The organism is Streptomyces sp. H39-S7, from assembly GCF_027158205.1.
Classification (GTDB): Bacteria; Actinomycetota; Actinomycetes; order Streptomycetales; family Streptomycetaceae; genus Actinacidiphila.
On record NZ_JAPVLU010000002.1, the window covers coordinates 267,348 to 288,269 of the forward strand.

Annotated in this window: 19 protein-coding genes; 16 read left to right on the forward strand and 3 right to left on the reverse strand. The window is 70.9% G+C overall.

Translation table 11 applies throughout. The features are described from left to right. Positions 1-128: 128 nt before the first annotated feature. Positions 129-2,369, reverse strand: coding sequence for an elongation factor G-like protein EF-G2 (locus O3X23_RS03080; protein WP_269269491.1), 2,241 nt, complete (start codon positions 2,367-2,369; stop codon positions 129-131). Positions 2,370-2,650: 281 nt separating this feature from the next. Between O3X23_RS03080 and pgsA the strand changes: the two genes are divergently transcribed. From pgsA to O3X23_RS03155, 15 genes are all read left to right on the forward strand, one after another. After that, entirely contained in the window at positions 2,651-3,322 is a 672-nt protein-coding gene (gene pgsA / locus O3X23_RS03085) for a phosphatidylinositol phosphate synthase (RefSeq protein ID WP_269269492.1), read from the forward strand. Next, positions 3,319-4,233: a phosphatidylinositol mannoside acyltransferase gene (locus tag O3X23_RS03090; protein ID WP_269269493.1), complete on the forward strand. Its 915-nt coding sequence runs from the start codon at positions 3,319-3,321 to the stop codon at positions 4,231-4,233. Before pgsA ends, O3X23_RS03090 begins: the two co-directional genes overlap by 4 nt. Then, positions 4,230-5,435, forward strand: a complete 1,206-nt coding sequence (locus O3X23_RS03095) for a glycosyltransferase family 4 protein (RefSeq protein WP_269269494.1) — start codon at positions 4,230-4,232, stop codon at positions 5,433-5,435. Before O3X23_RS03090 ends, O3X23_RS03095 begins: the two co-directional genes overlap by 4 nt. A gap of 22 nt (positions 5,436-5,457) precedes the next feature. Beyond that, positions 5,458-6,015, forward strand: a complete 558-nt coding sequence (locus O3X23_RS03100; RefSeq protein WP_269269495.1) for a hypothetical protein — start codon at positions 5,458-5,460, stop codon at positions 6,013-6,015. An 82-nt stretch (positions 6,016-6,097) separates the two neighbouring features. Further along, complete coding sequence (gene pdxS, locus O3X23_RS03105) at positions 6,098-7,009, forward strand: pyridoxal 5'-phosphate synthase lyase subunit PdxS (protein ID WP_269269496.1); 912 nt, start codon at positions 6,098-6,100, stop codon at positions 7,007-7,009. A 7-nt stretch (positions 7,010-7,016) separates the two neighbouring features. Further along, entirely contained in the window at positions 7,017-7,625 is a 609-nt protein-coding gene (gene pdxT, locus O3X23_RS03110; protein WP_269269497.1) for a pyridoxal 5'-phosphate synthase glutaminase subunit PdxT, read from the forward strand. 111 nt (positions 7,626-7,736) lie between these two features. After that, positions 7,737-8,489 carry a YebC/PmpR family DNA-binding transcriptional regulator gene (locus tag O3X23_RS03115; protein ID WP_269269498.1) on the forward strand — a complete coding sequence of 251 codons (753 nt, stop codon included), beginning with the start codon at positions 7,737-7,739 and terminating at the stop codon, positions 8,487-8,489. Positions 8,490-8,627: 138 nt separating this feature from the next. Next, positions 8,628-9,167, forward strand: coding sequence for a crossover junction endodeoxyribonuclease RuvC (gene ruvC / locus O3X23_RS03120; protein ID WP_269269499.1), 540 nt, complete (start codon positions 8,628-8,630; stop codon positions 9,165-9,167). Then, positions 9,164-9,787: a Holliday junction branch migration protein RuvA gene (ruvA, locus tag O3X23_RS03125; protein ID WP_269269500.1), complete on the forward strand. Its 624-nt coding sequence runs from the start codon at positions 9,164-9,166 to the stop codon at positions 9,785-9,787. Before ruvC ends, ruvA begins: the two co-directional genes overlap by 4 nt. Positions 9,788-9,856: 69 nt before the next feature. Then, the gene (gene ruvB, locus O3X23_RS03130; RefSeq protein WP_269269501.1) at positions 9,857-10,933 is read left to right on the forward strand and encodes a Holliday junction branch migration DNA helicase RuvB; all 1,077 of its coding nucleotides are present in this window, start codon (positions 9,857-9,859) and stop codon (positions 10,931-10,933) included. A gap of 160 nt (positions 10,934-11,093) precedes the next feature. After that, entirely contained in the window at positions 11,094-11,525 is a 432-nt protein-coding gene (gene yajC / locus O3X23_RS03135; RefSeq protein WP_269269502.1) for a preprotein translocase subunit YajC, read from the forward strand. Positions 11,526-11,616: 91 nt separating this feature from the next. After that, entirely contained in the window at positions 11,617-13,383 is a 1,767-nt protein-coding gene (gene secD, locus O3X23_RS03140) for a protein translocase subunit SecD (RefSeq protein WP_269269503.1), read from the forward strand. Continuing rightward, the gene (gene secF / locus O3X23_RS03145) at positions 13,383-14,552 is read left to right on the forward strand and encodes a protein translocase subunit SecF (protein ID WP_269269504.1); all 1,170 of its coding nucleotides are present in this window, start codon (positions 13,383-13,385) and stop codon (positions 14,550-14,552) included. The genes secD and secF overlap by 1 nt, the downstream gene beginning before the upstream one ends. Beyond that, positions 14,549-15,109, forward strand: a complete 561-nt coding sequence (locus O3X23_RS03150; RefSeq protein ID WP_269269505.1) for an adenine phosphoribosyltransferase — start codon at positions 14,549-14,551, stop codon at positions 15,107-15,109. Before secF ends, O3X23_RS03150 begins: the two co-directional genes overlap by 4 nt. 124 nt (positions 15,110-15,233) lie before the next feature. Further along, positions 15,234-17,675, forward strand: coding sequence for a RelA/SpoT family protein (locus O3X23_RS03155; protein ID WP_269269506.1), 2,442 nt, complete (start codon positions 15,234-15,236; stop codon positions 17,673-17,675). A 69-nt stretch (positions 17,676-17,744) separates the two neighbouring features. Here O3X23_RS03155 and O3X23_RS03160 read toward each other — a convergent pair whose 3' ends face one another. Together O3X23_RS03160 and O3X23_RS03165 are read right to left on the reverse strand one after the other, a co-directional pair. Beyond that, positions 17,745-18,974 (reverse strand): DUF349 domain-containing protein, encoded by a 1,230-nt coding sequence (locus O3X23_RS03160; protein WP_269269507.1) that lies wholly within the window; start codon positions 18,972-18,974, stop codon positions 17,745-17,747. A 173-nt stretch (positions 18,975-19,147) separates the two neighbouring features. Beyond that, positions 19,148-19,990, reverse strand: coding sequence for a peptidylprolyl isomerase (locus tag O3X23_RS03165; protein ID WP_269269508.1), 843 nt, complete (start codon positions 19,988-19,990; stop codon positions 19,148-19,150). Positions 19,991-20,209: 219 nt separating this feature from the next. Between O3X23_RS03165 and O3X23_RS03170 the strand changes: the two genes are divergently transcribed. Further along, complete coding sequence (locus tag O3X23_RS03170) at positions 20,210-20,920, forward strand: MBL fold metallo-hydrolase (protein ID WP_269269509.1); 711 nt, start codon at positions 20,210-20,212, stop codon at positions 20,918-20,920. Positions 20,921-20,922: the final 2 nt, after the last annotated feature.

Sequence of the window (20,922 nt, forward strand, 5' to 3'; positions counted from 1 at the left end):
ACCCGACCCCGCGGGCACAACGGCTCCCCCGGCCCATTTCCCCGCCAGGGGTGCCGTCACACTTCTGGAGCAGTGCCCACAGTATCGGCGCGGCGGTCCGCGCCCCCCCGACCGGCCTTCCTGCGGGGTTACTTGGCGCTGTCCGCCGCTTCCCTGAGCTTGGTCGCCAGCGGCGGGGGCATCGGCTCGTGGCGGGCGTACGCGCGGCTGAAACGGCCGGTGCCGTGCGACAGCGACCGGAGGTCGACCGCGTACCGGCCGATCTCGATCTCCGGCACCTCGGCCCGTACCAGGGTGCGCCCCGGACCGGCCGGTTCGGTGCCCAGGACGCGGCCGCGCCGTCCGGACAGATCGCTCATCACCGGCCCGACGAAGTCGTCGGAGACCATCACCCCGACCTCGGCGACCGGTTCGAGCAGGTCGATCCTGGCCCCGGCGGCCGCCTCCCGCATGGCGAGCGCGCCGGCGGTCTGGAACGCGGCGTCGGAGGAGTCCACCGAGTGCGCCTTGCCGTCGACGAGAGTCACCCGGATGTCCACCACCGGGTGGCCGAGGGCTACGCCCCGGGCGGCCTGCGCGCGGACGCCCTTCTCCACCGATGGGATGAACTGCCGCGGTACCGCCCCGCCGATGACCTTGTCGACGAACTCGATGCCGGAACCCGTCGGCATCGGCTCGACCTGGATCTCGCAGATCGCGAACTGGCCGTGCCCGCCGGACTGCTTGACGTGCCGGCCGCGCGCGGTGATCTTCTCGCCGAACGTCTCGCGCAGCGACACCCGGTGCGGCACGGCGTCCACCTGGACCCCGTAGCGGCTGCGCAGCCGCTCCAGCGCCACATCGGCATGCGCCTCGCCCAGGCACCACAGGACGACCTGCCGGGTGTCCGGGTTCTGCTCGAGCCGCATCGTGGGATCCTCGGCGACCAGCCGCGCCAGGCCCTGCGAGAGCTTGTCCTCGTCGGCCTTGCTGTGCGCCTGGATGGCCACCGGGAGCAGCGGGTCGGGCATCACCCACGGCTCCATGAGCAGCGGCCGGTCCTTGGCCGAGAGCGTGTCGCCGGTCTCGGCGCGGGTCAGTTTGGCGACGCAGGCCAGGTCGCCCGCGACAACGCTCGCCACCCCGCGCTGCTGTTTGCCGAAGGGCGAGGAGAGCGCGCCCACCCGCTCGTCCACGTCATGGTCCGCATGGCCCCGGTCCTCCATGCCGTGACCCGAGACATGGACCGTCTCGTCCGGTCGCAGCGTCCCGGAGAAGACCCGCACCAGGCTGATCCGCCCGACGTACGGGTCGGAGGAGGTCTTCACCACCTCCGCGGCGAGCGGCCCCTCCGGATCGCAGGTCAGCGGCGGGCAGGAGCCGCCCTGCGGGGTGCTCACCGGCGGCGCCTCGCGCTCCAGCGGGGTCGGGAAGCCGCCGGTGACCAGTTCCAGCAGCTCCAGGGTGCCCAGCCCCTGGCGGGCGCCCTCGGCCGCCGGGGCGGCGGCGAGCACCGGGTGGAACCTGCCGCGGGCGACCGCCCGCTCCAGGTCCTCGGTGAGCGTCTTGAGGTCCAGCTCCTCGCCGCCGAGGTAGCGGTCCATCAGGGTCTCGTCCTCGCTCTCCGCGATGATCCCCTCGATGAGCCGGTTGCGGGCCTCCTCGATCAGCGGCAACTCCCCGTCCTGCGGCGCCCGTTCGGTCCGCTCGCCCGATGAGTAGTCGAAGACCCGCTGCGAGAGCAGCCCGATCAGCCCGGTGACGGGGGCGTGCCCGTCGGTGACCTGGGTGCCGTGCGTGCCGTGCAGCGGCAGGTAGAGCGGCAGCAGCGCGTCGGGGGAGTCGCCGCCGAGGACCCGCGCGCACAGCGCCGTCATCTCGTCGAAGTCGGACCTGGCCGCCTCCAGGTGCGTCACCACCACCGCCCGCGGCATCCCGACGGCCGCGCACTCGTCCCACACCAGCCGGGTCGCGCCGCCCACACCGGCGGCGTCCTGCGCCGCCGAGACGACGAAGAGGGCCGCGTCCGCTGCCCGCAGACCGGCCCTCAACTCCCCGACGAAGTCGGCGTATCCGGGAGTGTCCAGCAGATTTATCTTGATGTCGCCCCAGAGGACCGGCACCAGGGACAGCTGCACCGACCGCTGCTGCCGCTGTTCGATCTCGTCGTGATCGGAGATCGATCCGCCGTCCTCCACCCGTCCCGCCCGGTTCACCGCGCCGGTCGCCAGCGCCAGTGCCTCGACGAGTGTGGTCTTGCCCGCTCCGCTGTGGCCGACCAGCACCACGTTGCGCACCTTCTCGGGACGGCCGGCCGCCGGTGCCCTTCCGGCGGCTCCTGGATGTACGTCTCTCCTGCCGGCTGCTCCACCCACGGGTCTCGCCTCCATGTCCGTCACTGCATGGGAGACCGCGCCCTCTGCGGGGGCACGAACGCGCAGCGTCACGGGGACCCGCACCGGCGGTGCCCCGGGACGGGGTACAAAGGGAGGGATTCCGGCGACGCCCGCGGTTCTTCGACCTTCCCACGACGGTCACGCTGCGTCCATACCGTGTACGTCCCGGGGTCCCGGCGGGTGCCTCACGCATACGGGCCGCGAGGGCTGGCTACGATGGGCCGTCCAGTGGCCGACCGGGCCAGCCGACATCCACCGATCCATCCGGGAAGGCCATGCTGAACAAGTACGCGCGTGCATTCTTCACGCGTGTCCTCACGCCGTTCGCCTCGTTCCTTCTCCGTATCGGGGTCACCCCCGACGCGGTGACCCTCATCGGCACCGGGGGAGTGATGGCGGGTGCGCTGGCCTTCTACCCCAGGGGCGAGTTCTTCTGGGGCACCGTCGTCATCACCCTGTTCGTCTTCTCGGACCTGATCGACGGGAACATGGCCCGGCAGTCCGGGGTCTCCAGCCGATGGGGTGCCTTCCTCGACTCCACCCTCGACCGGGTCGCCGACTCCGCGGTCTTCGGCGGGCTCGCCCTCTGGTACGCCGGGGGCGGCGACGACCTGGTGCTCTGCTCGGTGACGCTGTTCTGCCTCGCCAGCGGCCAGGTGGTGTCCTACACCAAGGCCCGCGGCGAGGCCATCGGCCTGCCGGTGAACGTCAACGGGCTCGTCGAGCGCGCCGAACGGCTCGTCATCACCCTCGTCCTGTGCGGTCTGGCCGGACTGCACAAGTTCGGCGTTCCCTACATCGAGTGGCTTCTGCCGATCGCCCTGTGGGTCGTCGCCGCGGGCAGCCTGGTGACCCTGATCCAGCGGGTCGTCACCGTGCGCCGAGAGGCGGCGGAGGCCGACGCGGCCGACGCCGTCGCCGGCGCGAACGGGGGCGGCGCCGCGTGAAGGACCGGCTGATCGACGGCCTGTACGGGCTGGGCTGGGGAGCGGTGAAGAAGCTGCCGGAACCGGTGGCGAACGCCCTCGGCCGACGGATCGCCGACACGGTCTGGCGGCGGCGCGGCAAGGGAGTGCTCCGGCTGGAGTCCAATCTGGCCCGGGTCGTCCCGGACGCGGACGGCGCCCGGCTGCGCGAGCTGTCCCGGGCCGGTATGCGCTCCTACCTGCGGTACTGGATGGAGTCCTTCCGGATGCCCGCCTGGGACCGGGAGCGCTTCCGCACCGATGTCCAGCTCGCCGACACGCACTTCCTCGAAGAGGGTCTCGCGGCCGGCCGCGGCGTCGTCGTCGCCCTGCCCCACATGGGCAACTACGACCTGGCCGGGGCCTGGGTGACCACCAAGCTCGGGGTGCCCTTCACGACGGTCGCGGAGCGCCTCAAGCCCGAGACCCTGTACGACCGCTTCGTGGCCTACCGCGAGGGACTCGGCATGGAGGTGCTGCCGCACACCGGCGGCGCGGCCTTCGGCACCCTCGCCCGCCGGCTGCGCGCGGGCGGTCTGATCTGCCTGGTCGCGGACCGCGACCTGTCCGCCTCGGGCATCGAGGTCACGTTCTTCGGCGAGACCACGCGGATGCCCGCCGGGCCCGCGCTGCTGGCGCAGCAGACCGGCGCCCTGCTCCTGCCGGCCACCCTCTGGTACGACGGCCCCATGATGCGTGGCCGGATCCACCCGCCCGTCGACATCCCCGAGCTCGGGGACCGGACCGGGAAGACCACGGCCATGACGCAGGACCTGGCCGACGCCTTCGCCTCCGGGATCGCCGAGCACCCTGAGGACTGGCACATGCTGCAACGGCTGTGGCTCGCCGACCTCGAAGCGCGCCCGAACAGTTCCGGAACGGAGAAACCTTGAGGATCGGGATCGTCTGCCCGTACTCCTGGGACGTCCCCGGAGGCGTCCAGTTCCACATCCGCGACCTCGCGGAGCACCTGATCAAGCTCGGCCACGAGGTCTCCGTGCTCGCGCCCGCCGACGACGAGACGCCGCTCCCGCCGTACGTCGTCTCCGCCGGCCGCGCCGTCCCCGTTCCCTACAACGGCTCGGTCGCCCGGCTCAACTTCGGCTTCCTGTCCGCCGCGCGCGTGCGCCGCTGGCTGCACGACGGCGGCTTCGACGTCATCCACATCCACGAACCGACCTCGCCGTCCCTGGGCCTGCTGGCCTGCTGGGCGGCCCAGGGGCCGATCGTCGCGACCTTCCACACCTCCAACCCGCGCTCGCGGGCCATGATCGCCGCCTATCCGATCCTGCAGCCCGCGCTGGAGAAGATCAGCGCGCGCATCGCGGTGAGCGAGTACGCCCGGCGCACCCTGGTGGAGCACCTCGGCGGCGACGCGGTGGTCATCCCCAACGGCGTGGACGTCGACTTCTTCGCCACGGCCGAGGCCGAGCCCGGGTGGCAGACCGCGGGCGCGCCCAGCACGGCCGGGGACGGCCTGCCGCGGGCCGGCGGGACGATCGGGTTCATCGGCCGGATCGACGAGTCGCGCAAGGGCCTGCCCTGCCTGATGCGGGCCCTCCCGAAGATCCTCGCGGAACGCCCGGACACCCGGCTGCTGGTCGCCGGGAAGGGCGACGAGAAGGAGGCCGTCGAGGCCCTGCCGGAACACCTGCGCGGCCAGGTGCAGTTCCTCGGCATGGTCAGCGACAAGGACAAGGCCCGGCTGCTGCGCAGCGTCGACCTGTACGTGGCCCCCAACACCGGCGGCGAGAGCTTCGGCATCATCCTCGTCGAGGCGATGTCGGCGGGCGCCCCCGTGCTGGCCAGCGATCTGGACGCTTTCCGCCAGGTACTGGACGGGGGAGCGGCCGGCGAGCTGTTCCCGGTCGAGGACGCCGACGCGCTCGCGGTCGCCGCGGTGCGGCTGCTCGGTGATCCCAAGCGCCTGGAGGAGCTGCGGGAGCTGGGCAGCAGGCATGTGCGCCGCTTCGACTGGAGCACGGTCGGCGCCGACATCCTCTCCGTCTACGAGACGGTGGCGGAGGGCGCCACCGCGGTCGCCGCCGACGAACGCGTGGGCCTGCGGGCCCGCCTGGGGCTGGCGCGGGACTGAAGCACCCGGCGCGACGGTAGCCTTGCCGCCCGTGACCACCTTCATCTGGGTCGCGGTGGCTGTCGTCGCCATCGGCCTGTACCTGAGCTGGACCGCGGGCCGCCTCGATCGGCTGCACGCCCGTATCGACGCCGCCCGTGCCGCCCTGGACGCGCAACTGCTGCGCCGCGCCTCGGTGACGCAGGAACTCGCCACGTCCGGGGTGCTGGACCCGGCGGCCTCCATCGTGCTCTACCAGTCCGCGCACGCCGCCCGGCAGGCGGAGGACGAGCACCGGGAGGTGGCCGAGAGCGAGCTGAGCCAGGCGCTGCGGGCGGTCTTCGCCGAGCCGGTCGCCGTCGAGGCGGTGCTGGCCGCGCCCGGCGGCGAGGAGACCGTCGGCGAGCTGACCCAGGCCGTACGCCGGGTGCCGATGGCCCGGCGTTTCCACAACGACTCGGTCCGGGCCGCGCGGGCGGTGCGCAAGCACCGGGTGGTGCGCTGGTTCCGGCTGGCCGGCCACGCACCCTTCCCGCTGGCCTTCGAGATGGACGACGAGCCACCGCCGGCGTTCACCGCGGACGGCGCGGCAGGCCACTGACCCCGGATTGGCCCTTTCCCGGTCAGGTGGACCGGTTCACGATGGATACAACGCACCATTCGTCATCGAGTGAGGTCATACCGTGTCCACCACCCCCGCCACCGCCCAGAACCCCGAGACCGGCACCGCGCGCGTCAAGCGCGGCATGGCCGAGCAGCTCAAGGGCGGCGTGATCATGGACGTCGTCAACGCCGAGCAGGCGAAGATCGCCGAGGACGCCGGCGCCGTCGCGGTCATGGCCCTGGAGCGGGTGCCCGCCGACATCCGCAAGGACGGCGGCGTGGCCCGTATGTCCGACCCGGACATGATCGACGGCATCATCGGCGCGGTGTCCATCCCCGTCATGGCGAAGTCCCGCATCGGCCACTTCGTCGAGGCCCAGGTCCTGCAGGCGCTCGGTGTCGACTACATCGACGAGTCCGAGGTCCTGACCCCGGCCGACGAGGTCAACCACAGCGACAAGTGGGCGTTCACCACCCCCTTCGTGTGCGGCGCCACCAACCTGGGCGAGGCCCTGCGCCGTATCGCCGAGGGCGCGGCCATGATCCGCTCCAAGGGCGAGGCCGGCACCGGCAACGTCGTCGAGGCCGTGCGCCACATGCGCCAGATCCGCACCGACATCCGCCGCCTCGGCACCCTGGACGAGACCGAGCTGTTCGTCGCCGCGAAGAACCTCCAGGCCCCGTACGAGCTGGTCAAGGAGGTCGCGGGCCTCGGCAAGCTGCCCGTCGTGCTCTTCAGCGCCGGCGGTGTGGCCACCCCCGCGGACGCCGCGCTGATGATGCAGCTCGGCGCCGAGGGCGTCTTCGTCGGCTCCGGCATCTTCAAGTCCGGCGACCCGGCGCAGCGCGCCGCCGCGATCGTGAAGGCCACCACCTTCTTCGACGACCCCAAGGTCATCGCGGACGTCTCGCGCGGCCTGGGCGAGGCCATGGTCGGCATCAACTGCGACACCCTCCCCGAGTCCGAGCGCTACGCCAACCGCGGCTGGTAACCGGACCGTGAGCGCCATACCCACCATCGGCGTACTCGCCCTGCAGGGCGACGTACGCGAACACCTCGCGGCGCTCACCGCCGCCGGCGCACGGGCCGTGCCCGTGCGCCGGCCGGCGGAGCTCACCGAGATCGACGGCCTGGTCATCCCCGGTGGCGAGTCCACCACGATGTCCAAGCTCGCGGTCATCTTCGGCATGCTGGAGCCGCTGCGCGAGCGGGTCGCGGCCGGCCTGCCGGCCTACGGGTCCTGCGCGGGCATGATCATGCTCGCCGACAAGATCCTGGACGGCCGGGACGACCAGGAGACCGTCGGCGGCATCGACATGATCGTGCGCCGCAACGCCTTCGGTCGGCAGAACGAGTCCTTCGAAGCGGCCGTGGAGATCACCGGCATCGGCGGCGGCCCGGTCGAGGGCGTCTTCATCCGCGCCCCGTGGGTGGAGTCGACCGGCGCGCGGACCGAGGTGCTGGCGCGGCTCGACGACGGCACGGTCGTCGCCGTGCGCTCCGGGAACCTGCTGGCCACCTCGTTCCACCCCGAGCTGACCGGGGACCACCGGGTCCACGAGCTCTTCGTCGGCATGGTGCGTGCCGCGGGGCGGACCCAGCCGTAGGAGCAGCGCCTTCCGGCGGGCCGACCGTGACGCGTTGACGACAGGACCCCGCGTGACCCCGGTAGGATCTCTTCTGTTCATTTCTACTGGCGACGTTGTAAGGAGCTGGCGATGTCCGGCCACTCTAAATGGGCTACCACCAAGCACAAGAAGGCCGTGGTTGACGCCAAGCGCGGCAAGCTCTTCGCCAAGATGATCAAGAACATCGAGGTGGCGGCGCGCATGGGTGGCGGTGACGTCTCCGGTAACCCGACCCTTTACGACGCCATCCAGAAGGCGAAGAAGAGCTCGGTCCCGAACAAGAACATCGACAGCGCGGTCAAGCGCGGTGCCGGTCTGGAAGCCGGCGGCGCCGACTACCAGACGATCATGTACGAGGGCTACGGGCCGAACGGGGTCGCGGTGCTCATCGAGTGCCTCACCGACAACCGCAACCGCGCGGCCTCCGACGTCCGGGTCGCGATGACCCGCAACGGCGGCGCCATGGCGGACCCGGGCTCGGTCTCCTACCTGTTCAACCGCAAGGGCGTCGTCCTCGTCCCCAAGGGTGAACTGTCCGAGGACGACGTGCTCGGCGCGGTGCTGGACGCCGGGGCCGAAGAGGTCAATGACCTCGGCGAGTCCTTCGAGGTCATCAGCGAGGCCACCGACATGGTCGCGGTCCGTACCGCGCTCCAGGACGCGGGCATCGACTACGACTCCGCGGACGCCAACTTCGTCCCCACCATGCAGGTGGAACTCGACGAGGACGGCGCCCGCAAGATCTTCAAGCTCATCGACGCGCTGGAGGACAGCGACGACGTGCAGAACGTCTTCGCCAACTTCGACGTGAGCGACGAGGTCATGGAGCAGGTTGACGCCTGATCGACCTTCGATCGCGCGTTGTCAGCGGCACGGGCCGGCGGGGACACACCCCGCCGGCCCGTCGGCTTTTGCGGCGTTGTCAGTCGGAACGGCTAACCTGCAGGAACAGTTGACCGACAGGGCTTGAGGGGTGACGGGGTGCGGGTACTCGGCGTGGACCCGGGACTGACCCGGCTCGGCATCGGAGTCGTGGACGGCGTCCCGGGACGCCCGTTGACGATGGTCGGAGTCGGCGTGGTGCGCACCCCCGCCGATGCGGAGATCGGTCCCCGCCTCGTCCTCATCGAGCGTGGCATCGAGGCGTGGTTGGACGAGTACCGGCCGGAAGTCGTCGCCGTGGAGCGGGTGTTCAGCCAGCACAACGTCAGCACCGTGATGGGCACCGCCCAGGCCAGCGCCGTCGCGATGCTCTGCGCCAGCCGGCGCGGACTCCCCGTCCACCTGCACACCCCCAGCGAGGTTAAGGCCGCCGTCACCGGCAGCGGCCGGGCGGACAAGGCCCAGGTCGGAGCCATGGTGACGCGGCTGCTGCGGCTGGACGCCCCGCCCAAACCGGCCGATGCCGCGGACGCGCTGGCGCTGGCCATCTGCCACATCTGGCGCGGTACCGCCACCAACCGCCTGCAACAGGCCATCGCCGCCCACCGGCCGGCACGAATCCAGGAGCCCCGAGCATGATCGCCTTCGTCAGCGGCCCGGTCGCCGCACTCGCCCCGGACGCCGCGGTCATCGAGGTGGGCGGCATCGGCATGTCCGTCCTGTGCACCCCGGGCACCCTCGCCGGCCTCAGAACCGGCCAGCAGGCCAGACTCTCCACCTCGCTCATCGTCCGCGAGGACTCGCTCACCCTGTACGGCTTCGCGGACGACGACGAGCGGCTGGTCTTCGAGCTGCTGCAGACCGTCAGCGGGGTCGGTCCGCGCCTGGCGCAGACGATGCTCGCCGTGCACTCCCCGGACGCGCTGCGCGTCGCGGTCGCCACCGGTGACGAGAAGGCCCTCACCGCGGTGCCCGGCGTGGGCAAGAAGGGCGCCCAGCGGCTCCTGCTGGAACTGAAGGACCGGCTCGGCGAGCCCGTCGGCCCCGGGGCGCACCGCGGAATCGGCAGCCCGGTCAGCGCCTCCTGGCGCGACCAGCTGCACGCGGCGCTCATCGGCCTCGGCTACGCCACCCGCGAGGCCGACGAAGCGGTCTCCGCGGTCGCGCCGCAGGCCGAGGCCGAGCTGGCGGGCGGCGGGATGCCCAACGTCTCCGCGCTGCTGCGCGCCGCCCTGCAGACCCTGAACCGGACCCGCTGACGGCCCGCGGCCGCACCCCGACGCCACTCCCGCGCCGACGACCCCCGACCGACGAACCGAAAGCCCGAAATGAACTGGGACGAGCCCGCACCCCCCACCGCCGGTGAGCTGCCGGACCGGCTGGTCGGCTCCGACGCCGACGGTGAGGACCAGGCCGTCGAGGCCGCGCTGCGGCCGAAGGACCTCGAGGAGTTCGTCGGGCAGGAACGGGTGCGCCAGCAGCTGGACCTGGTGCTGAAGGCGGCCAAGAAGCGCGGCGGCACCGCCGACCACGTCCTGCTCTCCGGGGCCCCCGGCCTCGGCAAGACCACCCTGTCGATGATCATCGCCGCCGAGATGGGCGCCCCGATCCGCATCACCTCGGGCCCGGCCATCCAGCACGCGGGCGACCTCGCCGCGATCCTCTCCTCCCTCCAGGAGGGCGAGGTGCTGTTCCTCGACGAGATCCACCGCATGTCCCGGCCCGCCGAGGAGATGCTCTACATGGCGATGGAGGACTTCCGGGTCGACGTGATCGTCGGCAAGGGCCCCGGCGCCACCGCCATCCCGCTGGAGCTGCCGCCCTTCACCCTGGTCGGCGCCACCACCCGGGCCGGCCTGCTGCCGCCCCCGCTGCGCGACCGCTTCGGCTTCACGGGTCACATGGAGTTCTACGCCCCCGCCGAGCTGGAACGCGTCATCCACCGCTCGGCCCGCCTGCTGGACGTCGAGATCGAGACGGACGGCGGTGCGGAGATCGCCGGCCGCTCCCGCGGCACGCCCCGTATCGCCAACCGGCTGCTGCGCCGGGTCCGGGACTACGCGCAGGTCAGAGCCGACGGCCGGATCACCCGCGAGATCGCCGTCCAGGCCCTGGAGGTCTACGAGGTGGACGCCCGCGGCCTCGACCGGCTGGACCGGGCCGTGCTGCGCGCCCTGCTCCAGCTGTTCGGCGGCGGCCCGGTCGGGCTGTCGACCCTCGCCGTCGCGGTCGGTGAGGAGCGGGAGACGGTCGAGGAGGTCGCCGAACCGTTTCTGGTCCGCGAGGGTCTGCTGGCGCGTACTCCCCGTGGTCGGGTGGCCACCCGGGCGGCGTGGACCCACCTCGGACTGGTCCCGCCCCAGCAGCCCGGGGGCCCCGGCCAGGGTGGCCTGTTCGGACCGTGACGGCACGGGGACTCGCCCCCCAGGAACCCCAGTGCCATGCTGGGCGTTGTTTCACCGGCGAGGACTCGCTTAGACTCCGCCGACGCCCTTCCTCCGGATCGGCATACACCCCCGTAGATCAGGCCAGCCACCGCGGCCGTGCGAAGGAACGTTGTAAATCGTGAGTATCGGCTTGCTCCTCCCGTTCATCATCCTTATCGGTGCCATGTTCCTCATGACCCGGTCTGCCAAGAACAAGCAGCGGCAGGCGGCGACGATGCGGAACCAGATGGAACCGGGCTCCGGTGTCCGCACCATCGGCGGCATGTACGCCGTGGTGAAGGAAGTCAACGAGGACACCGTCCTCCTGGAGCTGGCCGACGGGGTGCACGCGCACTTCGCCAAGAACTCCATCGGCGCCGTCCTGGACCAGGCCGAGTACGACCGCATCGTGCACGGCATCGAGCCGGAGGAGCCGGAAGAGGGCTCCGAGGACGTCGCTGAGGACGCGGTCCACGACGACGCCGTGACGGCCGAGGCCGCCGACGACGAGCGCATCGACCTGAGCAAGACGGAGGAAGAGCCGAAGAAGGACGGCACCGACCCCAAGTAGGGCACGGTCGGTCCGGACTCTCACATCACTTCGTGGCCACCCCACGGGCGCGCAGGTCCCGGGGGCTGGTTGGACAGGGAGATACAAGAAGGTGGCAGCACCCAAGAAGGGCCGCAGGTCCTCGGGGAGTCAGGGGAACCCCGGGCGCGCACTGGCCGTGATCCTGATCGCGCTCGTGGCGTTGACGGGGACGATGTTCCTCTCGCACAACACGACCCCGCGACTGGGCATCGACCTCGCAGGCGGCGTCAGCATCACGCTGACCGCCAAGAGCGACCAGGCCAACGCGATCAACAAGACCAACATGAACACCGCTGTGAGCATCATCAACCAGCGTGTCAACGGTCTTGGTGTCTCTGAGGCCGAGGTGCAGACCCAGGGCGACAAGAACATCATTGTCAACATCCCCAAGGGCACCGACCCCAAGCAGGCGCAGGAGCAGGTCGGCCAGACCGCCCAGCTGTTCTTCCGGCAGGTGCTTCTCGAGCAGGCGAACCCCCCGGCCACGAAGACGCCGCCGGCGAAGCCCTCCCCGTCCGTGACCCCGACGGGCAAGGCCACCAGCACGCCGACCCCGAGCGGCAAGACGACCACGCCGCCGCAGGCCAAGCCCTCGTCGAGTGTCACCACCCAGGGCCGCGCGGTCACCGACGGCCTGAAGGCGGTGCCTGCCAAGGCGCCCACCCCGACGCCGACGCCGAGCGCGCCCGCGCCCGCGGCCGGCACGCTGGACAGTACGATTCCGGCCGATCTGCAGGCGAGGTTCACCGCGATCGACTGCAACGACCCGAAGCAGCGTTCGGCGGCGAACAAGGGTGTCAAGCCGGAGAACAAGGTCATCGGCTGCGGCGAGCGCGGCGATGGCAAGGACAAGATCTGGTACAAGTACGCGCTCGGCCCGGCCGTCCTCGACGGCAAGGACGTCTCCAAGGCCAGTGCGAAGTTCGACACCCAGTCCGGCAACGGCTGGGTCGTCGACCTCAGCTTCACCGGTGGCGGCGCCAAGAAGTTCACCAAGGTCACCACCCAGCTCGCCACCCAGCAGGCCCCGCTGAACCAGTTCGCGATCGACCTCGACGGCAACGTCGTCTCGGCGCCCTCGGTCTCGCAGGCCCTGCCCGGCGGCAGCGCGACGATCTTCGGCAGCTTCACCCAGACGTCCGCGCAGAACCTGTCGAACGTCCTGTCGTACGGTTCGCTGCCGCTGTCCTTCCAGATCCAGGACGTGACCACGGTCTCCGCCGCGCTCGGCGGGGAGCAGCTGCGAGGCGGCCTCATCGCGGGCGCCGTCGGCCTCGCGCTGGTCGTGCTCTACATGCTGGCGTACTACCGGGGCCTCGGCCTCGTGGCGATCGTCAGCCTCCTGGTGTCGGCGGCGCTGACCTACACGCTGATGGCCCTGCTCGGCCCGGCCATCGGCTTCGCGCTGAACCTGCCGGCGGTCTGCGGAGCGATCGTCGCCATCGGTATCACCGCGGACTCGTTCATCGTCTTCTTCGAACGGATCCGTGACGAGCTGCGCGAAGGCCGCTCCCTGCAGCCCGCCGTGGCCCGCGGCTGGCCGCGCGCCCGGCGCACCATCCTGGTGTCGGACTTCGTGTCCTTCCTCGCCGCCGCCGTGCTCTTCGCGGTGACGGTCGGCAAGGTCCAGGGCTTCGCGTTCACCCTGGGTCTGACCACCCTGCTCGACGTCGTGGTGGTGTTCCTCTTCACCAAGCCGCTCATGACGATCCTGGCCCGCCGGCCGTTCTTCGCCAACGGCCACAAGTGGTCCGGCCTCGACCCGAAGGGTCTGGGCGTCCAGGCCCCCATCCGCCGCGTCCGCCGCAGGACGAGCACCGAGACGAAGGAGGCCTGATGTCCAAGCTCGGCAATCTCGGACAGCTCGGACACCGGCTGCACCGTGGCGAGATCGCCTACGACTTCGTCGGCAAGCGCAGGCTCTGGTACGGCGTCTCGATCCTGATCACGATCGTGGCCATCGCCGGCCTGGCGATCAACGGGCTCAAGCTCGGCATCGAGTTCTCCGGCGGTGCGGTCTTCACCACCCCGAAGACGTCGTACTCGGTCACCGACGTGCAGAACAAGATCGCCGGCGACACCGGCGGCCATGTCGCCACCGTGCAGAAGCTCGGCAACGGCGGCGTGCGGATCCAGGTCAGCGACATCTCCACGGAGGAGTCGAAGAACATCCAGGAGAAGGTCGCCACCGACCTCGGCCTGGACGCGACCAAGATCGACGCGCAGATCGTCGGCCCCAGCTGGGGTGAGGAGATCTCGAAGAAGGCCTTCACCGGCCTGATCATCTTCATGATCCTGGTGGTGATCTACCTCGCCATCGCCTTCGAGTGGCGGATGGCCATCGCCGCCCTCATCGCCCTGATCCACGACCTCACGATCACCGTCGGCGTCTACGCCATCGTCGGTTTCGAGGTCACTCCGGGCACCGTGATCGGTCTGCTGACGATCCTCGGTTACTCCCTCTACGACACCGTCGTCGTCTTCGACGGTCTCAAGGAGACGACCCGCAGCATCACCAAGCAGTCCCGCTTCACCTACAGCGAGCTCTCCAACCGCAGCCTGAACCAGACCCTGGTGCGTTCGATCAACACCACGGTCGTCGCGCTGCTCCCCGTCGGCGCCCTGCTCTTCATCGGTGGCGGCATCCTCGGGGCCGGTGTGCTCAACGACATCGCGCTCGCGCTCTTCGTCGGCCTCACCGCCGGTGCGTACTCCTCGATCTTCATCGCGACCCCGCTGGTCGCGGACTTCAAGGAACGCGACCCGGAGATGAAGGCCCTCAAGAAGCGCGTGCTGGCCAAGCGCAAGGCCGACGCCGCCAAGGGCGTGGACCCGGCGGACGAGGACCGGCAGGCCCGGGAGGACGTCGCGGCCGCCGAGGCCGCCGACGAGGACGACGAGCCGGAGGACGGCGACCGTGCCGCCGCCGGCGGTGTGGTCGGCCAGCGTCCGCAGGCCGCCGCCCGCAACCGCAGCAAGAACCGGCCTTCCGGGAAGCGGCGGTGACGGCGACCGCGGCCGCCGCCGAAGGGCTGCGCGAGCAGCTGCTGGGCCGGATCCGGGATGTCCCGGACTACCCGCAGCCGGGTGTGGTGTTCAAGGACATCACCCCGCTGCTGGCCGACCCCGACGCGTTCAACGCCCTGGTGGACGCCCTGGCCGTGCTCTGCGCGCGCCATGGTGCCACCAAGGTCGCCGGCCTGGAGGCGCGCGGGTTCATCCTCGCCGCCCCCGCGGCGGCGCGGGCCCACCTCGGCTTCGTACCCGTGCGCAAGGCGGGCAAGCTGCCCGGCGCGACGCTCTCCCAGCGGTACGAGCTGGAGTACGGCAGCGCCGAGATAGAGGTGCAGCAGGACGCCCTCGCCGCCGGCGACCGGGTCCTGGTCATCGATGACGTGCTGGCCACCGGCGGTACCGCCGAGGCCTCGCTGGAGCTCATCCGGCGGACCGGCGCGGAGGTGGCCGGTGTCGCGGTCCTGCTGGAGCTCGGCTTCCTCGGGGGCCGCGAACGGCTCTCCACCGCCCTCGCGGGCGCCCCGCTGGACGCGCTGATCATCGTCTGACACCCCGGGCCCAGGGCCCGCGGCACACAGCATCACCCAGGAGGCGGGCACCCGGAACCACCGGGCGCCCGCCTTCTGCCACAGATCGATACCATGGGTGCTCCTACCCGCGTGAGGAGTGCTCTTGCCAGACGAGGCCCAGCCGCTCGACGCCGAAGGCGGGGACGAAACCCCCGCCGGGAGCAACGGAGCCGCCCCCGAGCCGCCGACGCCTGCCGTCCGGCCCGCACGGACCCCCGGTGGCGCGACACCGTCGCGCGCCGCAGGCTCCTCCAACCGCGTCCGCGCCCGCCTCGCCCGGCTCGGTGTGCAGCGTTCCAGCCCGTACAACCCGGTGCTGGAACCGATGCTGCGCATCGTCCGGGGCAACGACCCGAAGGGCGACACCGCGCAGCTGCGGCAGATCGAGCGCGCCTACCAGGTCGCCGAGCGCTGGCACCGCGGGGTGAAGCGCAAGAGCGGCGACCCGTACATCACGCACCCGCTCGCCGTCACCACGATCCTCGCTGAGCTGGGCATGGACCCGGCCACACTGATGGCGGGACTGCTGCACGACACCGTCGAGGACACCGACTACAGCCTCGACGCGCTGCGCCGGGACTTCGGCGACCAGGTCGCGCTCCTCGTGGACGGTGTCACCAAGCTCGACAAGGTGAAGTTCGGCGAGGCCGCTCAGGCCGAGACGGTACGCAAGATGGTCGTGGCCATGGCCAAGGACCCGCGCGTCCTGGTCATCAAGCTCGCCGACCGCCTGCACAACATGCGCACCATGCGGTACCTCAAGCGGGAGAAGCAGGAGAAGAAGGCCCGCGAGACGCTGGAGATCTACGCCCCGCTGGCGCACCGGCTGGGCATGAACACCATCAAGTGGGAGCTGGAGGACCTCGCCTTCGCGATCCTCTACCCCAAGATGTACGACGAGATCGTGCGCCTGGTCGCCGAGCGCGCCCCCAAGCGCGACGAGTACCTGGCCGTCGTCACCGACCAGGTCCAGCAGGACCTGCGCGCCGCCCGGATCAAGGCGACCGTCACCGGCCGCCCGAAGCACTACTACAGCGTCTACCAGAAGATGATCGTGCGAGGCCGCGACTTCGCCGAGATCTACGACCTGGTGGGTATCCGCGTCCTCGTCGACACCGTCCGCGACAGCTACGCGGCGCTCGGGACCATCCACGCGCGGTGGAACCCGGTGCCCGGGCGGTTCAAGGACTACATCGCGATGCCCAAGTTCAACATGTACCAGTCGCTGCACACGACGGTCATCGGGCCCAGCGGAAAACCCGTCGAGCTGCAGATCCGCACCTTCGACATGCACCGCCGCGCCGAGTACGGCATCGCCGCACACTGGAAGTACAAGCAGGACCCGGTCTCCGGCGCCTCCAAGGTGCGTACCGACACCCCGCGCAAGAGCGACAGTGCCACCGGCAGCAACGCGGTCAACGACATGGCGTGGCTGCGGCAGCTGCTGGACTGGCAGAAGGAGACCGAGGACCCGAGCGAGTTCCTGGAGTCGCTGCGCTTCGACCTCTCGCAGAACGAGGTCTTCGTCTTCACCCCCAAGGGCGACGTCATAGCGCTGCCGGCCGGCGCCACCCCGGTGGACTTCGCCTACGCGGTGCACACCGACGTCGGGCACCGGACCATAGGGGCCAGGGTCAACGGCCGACTGGTGCCGCTGGAGTCGACCCTCGACAACGGCGACCTGGTGGAGGTCTTCACCTCCAAGGCCGCGAGCGCCGCCCCGTCGCGCGACTGGCTGGGCTTCGTGAAGTCCCCGCGCGCCCGGAACAAGATCCGCGCCTGGTTCTCCAAGGAGCGCCGCGAGGAGGCCGTCGAGCAGGGCAAGGACGCCATCGCGCGGGCGATGCGCAAGCAGAACCTGCCGATCCAGCGGGTCCTGACCGGCGACTCGCTCGTCACCCTCGCCCACGAGATGCGCTACCCGGACATCTCCGCGCTGTACGCGGCGATCGGCGAGGGGCACATCACCGCCCAGTCCGTCGTCCAGAAACTGGTCGACGCGCTCGGCGGCGAGGAGGGCGCGACCGAGGAGATCGAGGAGGTCACCACCCCCTCGCGCAACCGCTCCAAGCGGCGCGCCAACGCCGACCCCGGCGTGGTCGTCAAGGGCGTCGACGACGTCTGGGTCAAGCTGTCCCGCTGCTGCACCCCGGTGCCGGGCGACCCGATCATCGGCTTCGTCACCCGGGGCAGCGGCGTCTCGGTGCACCGCACGGACTGCGTCAACATCGAGTCGCTGTCCCAGGAGCCCGAGCGGATCCTGGAGGTCGAGTGGGCGCCCACCCAGTCGTCCGTCTTCCTGGTCGCCATCCAGGTCGAGGCGCTGGACCGGTCGCGGCTGCTGTCGGACGTGACGCGGGTCCTCTCCGACCAGCACGTCAACATCCTGTCGGCCGCCGTGCAGACCTCGAGGGACCGGGTCGCGACCTCGCGCTTCACCTTCGAGATGGGCGACCCCAAGCACCTGGGGCACGTCCTGAAGGCCGTACGCGGCGTCGAGGGCGTCTACGACGTGTACCGCGTCACCTCGGGCCGCCAGCGCTGATCCGGAACGCGAGCGGCCCCGGTACGGAATCCGTACCGGGGCCGCTTCGTGTGCGGTTCGGCGCCGGGCTCAGCCGCCGAACTCCTCCAGGCCCTTCAGCGCCTGGTCCAGCAGGGCCTGCCGGCCCTCCAGCTCACGGGTGAGCTTGTCGGCCTTCGACGTGTTGCCCGCGGCCCGGGCGGCCTCGGCCTGGGTGCGCAGCTTGTCGACCGCCGCCTGGAGCTGACCCGTCAGACCCGCGGCGCGCGCCCGCGCCTCCGGGTTCGTCCGGCGCCACTCGTTCTCCTCGGTGTCCTGGATCGCGCGCTCCACCGCGTGCATCCGGGCCTCGATGCGCGGCCGGGCGTCACGCGGCACGTGGCCGATGGCCTCCCAGCGCTCGTTGACGGCGCGGAACGCCGCCCGGGCCGCCTTGAGGTCCGTCACCGGCAGGATCTTCTCGGCCTCGATGGCGAGCTCCTCCTTGAGCGCGAGGTTGTCCCGCTCCTGGGAGTCGCGCTCGTTGAAGACCTCGGTACGGGCCTGGAAGAACTGGTCCTGGGCGCCGCGGAAACGGTTCCACAGGTCGTCCTCGGACTCGCGCTGCGCGCGGCCCGCGGCCTTCCACTCCGTCATCAGCTCGCGGTAGCGGGCGGCCGTCGGACCCCAGTCCGTGGAGTTCGACAGCGCCAGTGCCTCCGTGACCAGCTTCTCCTTGACGCGGCGGGCCTCCTCGCGCTGGGAGTCCAGCGAAGCGAAGTGCGCCTTGCGCCGCTTGGAGAAGACCGAACGGGCGTGGCTGAAGCGGTGCCACAGCTCGTCGTCGGCCTTGCGGTCCAGGCGTGGCAGCGCCTTCCAGGTGTCCACCAGCGCGCGCAGCCGCTCGCCGGCGGTCCGCCACTGCTCGCTCTCGGCCAGCCCCTCGGCCTCCGCGACCAGCTCCTCCTTGGCCACCTTGGCCTCGTCGGTCGCCTTCGCCTTGGCGATCTTGCGCTCCTCGCGGCGCGATTCGACCAGCCCGACGAGTGCGTCCAGCCGCGTGGCGAGTGCCGCCAGGTCGCCGACCGCGTGCGCCTCGGTGACCGACGCCCGAAGGTGCTCGATCGCGGTCAGCGCGTCCTTGGCCGCGAGGTCGGTGGTCCTCACCCGCCGTTCGAGGAGGCCGATCTCGACGACGAGCCCCTCGTACTTGCGCTCGAAGTAGGCCAGCGCCTCATCCGGAGACCCCGCCTGCCACGAACCGACCTCCCGCTCCCCGTCGGCCGTACGCACGTACACGGTCCCCGTCTCATCGACGCGGCCCCATGGGTCGCTGCTCACAGCGCCTCCTCCACGTGATGCCCGGCCGTTGTACGGCTCGCCGGCATCGTTCACAGTTTCTTCCGGTCGGGCTGCGCCCTGACCGGTCCAACGCCAACATAGGCGACCGGCGCCCCGGCTGTCCGCATCCAGCACACGCGAAATTTACCGCCGGGGCCCGGTTCATCAGGGGTTCACGACTCCTTGACAACCGCCTTGTTGATCACCACGGTCGCGTTCGGGGCGGTGTTCTGCTGGGCGTCGGGGGCTGCCGCGCCCGCCGCCGCGATCTTCTGCAGCACCTTCATGCCGTCGGCGCCGATGGTGCCGAAGGGGGTGTAGTCCGCGGGCAGCGGGCTGTCCTTGTAGACCAGGAAGAACTGGCTGCTGCCGGAGTTCCGGCCGGTGCCCGCCTGGGCGTTGTACTGGTTCGCCATCGCCAGCGTCCCCGCCGGGTAGGTGCCCTTCGCGACGGCCGGGTCCTTCAGGTTCTCGTCCGGGATCGTGTAGCCGGGGCCGCCCTGACCGGTGCCCGTCGGGTCACCGCACTGCAGCACGTAGATGCCCTCGGCGGTTAGCCGGTGGCACTTGGTGTGGTCGAAGAAGCCCTTGTCGGCAAGGAACTTGAACGAGTTCACCGTGGCCGGGGTCTTCGCGGCGTCCATCGTGATCGCGATGTCACCGCAGGTCGTCTGCAGCGTGAACGCGTACTTGGCGCTCTTGTCGACCGCCATCGCGGGAGCGCTCTTCCACTGCTGCTTCCCCGCGGTCCCCGCGCCCGGCTTGGCACACGGGTCCGGCGCCTTGGAGGGCGTCGTGGCCGACGGAGTGGCGGCCGCGTCGGTCTTCGCCCCGTCCTTGCCGTCCAGACTGCCGGTCGCGTACGCCGTGGCGCCGGCGGCGACCACGACGGCCACCACGGCCGCGACCACGGCGTTGCGCCGACGGGCCTTGGAATGCTCCGCGGTCCTGCGCTGCTGCTGCCGCTCGAACTTCTCTCGGGCGAGCTGTCGCCGCCGCTGTTCCTTGGTGACCACTTCGCCGTCTCCCGGTCTTCTGCTTCAGTCTTCTCGAAAACGTCATCTCGAACGTGAACCCGCGTGCGGCGAATCTTCGCGCCCCACCCGGCCCGCAGTCCAGTACCCGCACGCTACGGGCGGGCGTCCCCGCGGGGACGATACGGGTTCGCCCCGGCCGCTCCCGCGCCGGTAGGCTCGTGAGCTGCCGACACCTCCGCGGACGACAGAAGGACGAACGTGCTTATTGCCGGGTTCCCCGCCGGGGCCTGGGGGACCAATTGTTATGTGGTCGCCCCCGCCGCCGGTGAGGAGTGCGTGATCATCGACCCGGGTCACCAAGCGACCCAGGGCGTCGAGGACACGCTCGCCAAGCATCGCCTCAAGCCCGTCGCCGTCATCCTCACCCATGGGCACATCGACCATGTGGCGTCCGTCGTGCCGGTCTGCGGGGCCCATGACGTCCCGGCCTGGATCCACCCCCGGGACCGCTACATGATGAGCGACCCGGAGAAGGCCCTCGGGCGCTCCATCGGGCAGCAGCTGCTGGGCGAGCTGACGATCGGGGAACCCGACGACGTCAGGGAGCTGACCGACGGCGCCGCCCTCGGACTGGCCGGCCTGGAGTTCACCGTCTCGCACGCGCCGGGCCATACGAAGGGGTCGGTGACCTTCAGGCTCCCCGAGTCCTCCGACGTGCCGTCGGTGTTCTTCTCGGGCGACCTGCTGTTCGCCGGCTCCGTCGGACGCTCCGACCTGCCCGGTGGTTCCGCGGACGAACTGATGGAGTCGCTGGCCCGCGTGTGCCTGCCGCTCGACGACTCGACCGTGGTGCTCTCCGGCCACGGCCCCCAGACGACCATCGGCCGCGAGCGCGCCGCCAACCCCTACCTCGGGGAAGCGGCCCGCGGCTTCGGAGCCGGTTCGCCGGCTCCGCGACGAGGATTGTGACA

Excerpts from the sequence above, each read along its gene's own strand:
- O3X23_RS03115 (WP_269269498.1), top strand. The coding sequence starts at position 7,737 with ATGTCCGGCCACTCTAAATGGGCTACCACCAAGCACAAGAAGGCCGTG.
- pgsA (WP_269269492.1), top strand. The coding sequence starts at position 2,651 with ATGCTGAACAAGTACGCGCGTGCATTCTTCACGCGTGTCCTCACGCCG.
- secF (WP_269269504.1), top strand. The coding sequence starts at position 13,383 with ATGTCCAAGCTCGGCAATCTCGGACAGCTCGGACACCGGCTGCACCGT.
- ruvB (WP_269269501.1), top strand. The coding sequence starts at position 9,857 with ATGAACTGGGACGAGCCCGCACCCCCCACCGCCGGTGAGCTGCCGGAC.
- O3X23_RS03080 (WP_269269491.1), bottom strand. The coding sequence starts at position 2,369 with ATGGAGGCGAGACCCGTGGGTGGAGCAGCCGGCAGGAGAGACGTACAT.
- ruvA (WP_269269500.1), top strand. The coding sequence starts at position 9,164 with ATGATCGCCTTCGTCAGCGGCCCGGTCGCCGCACTCGCCCCGGACGCC.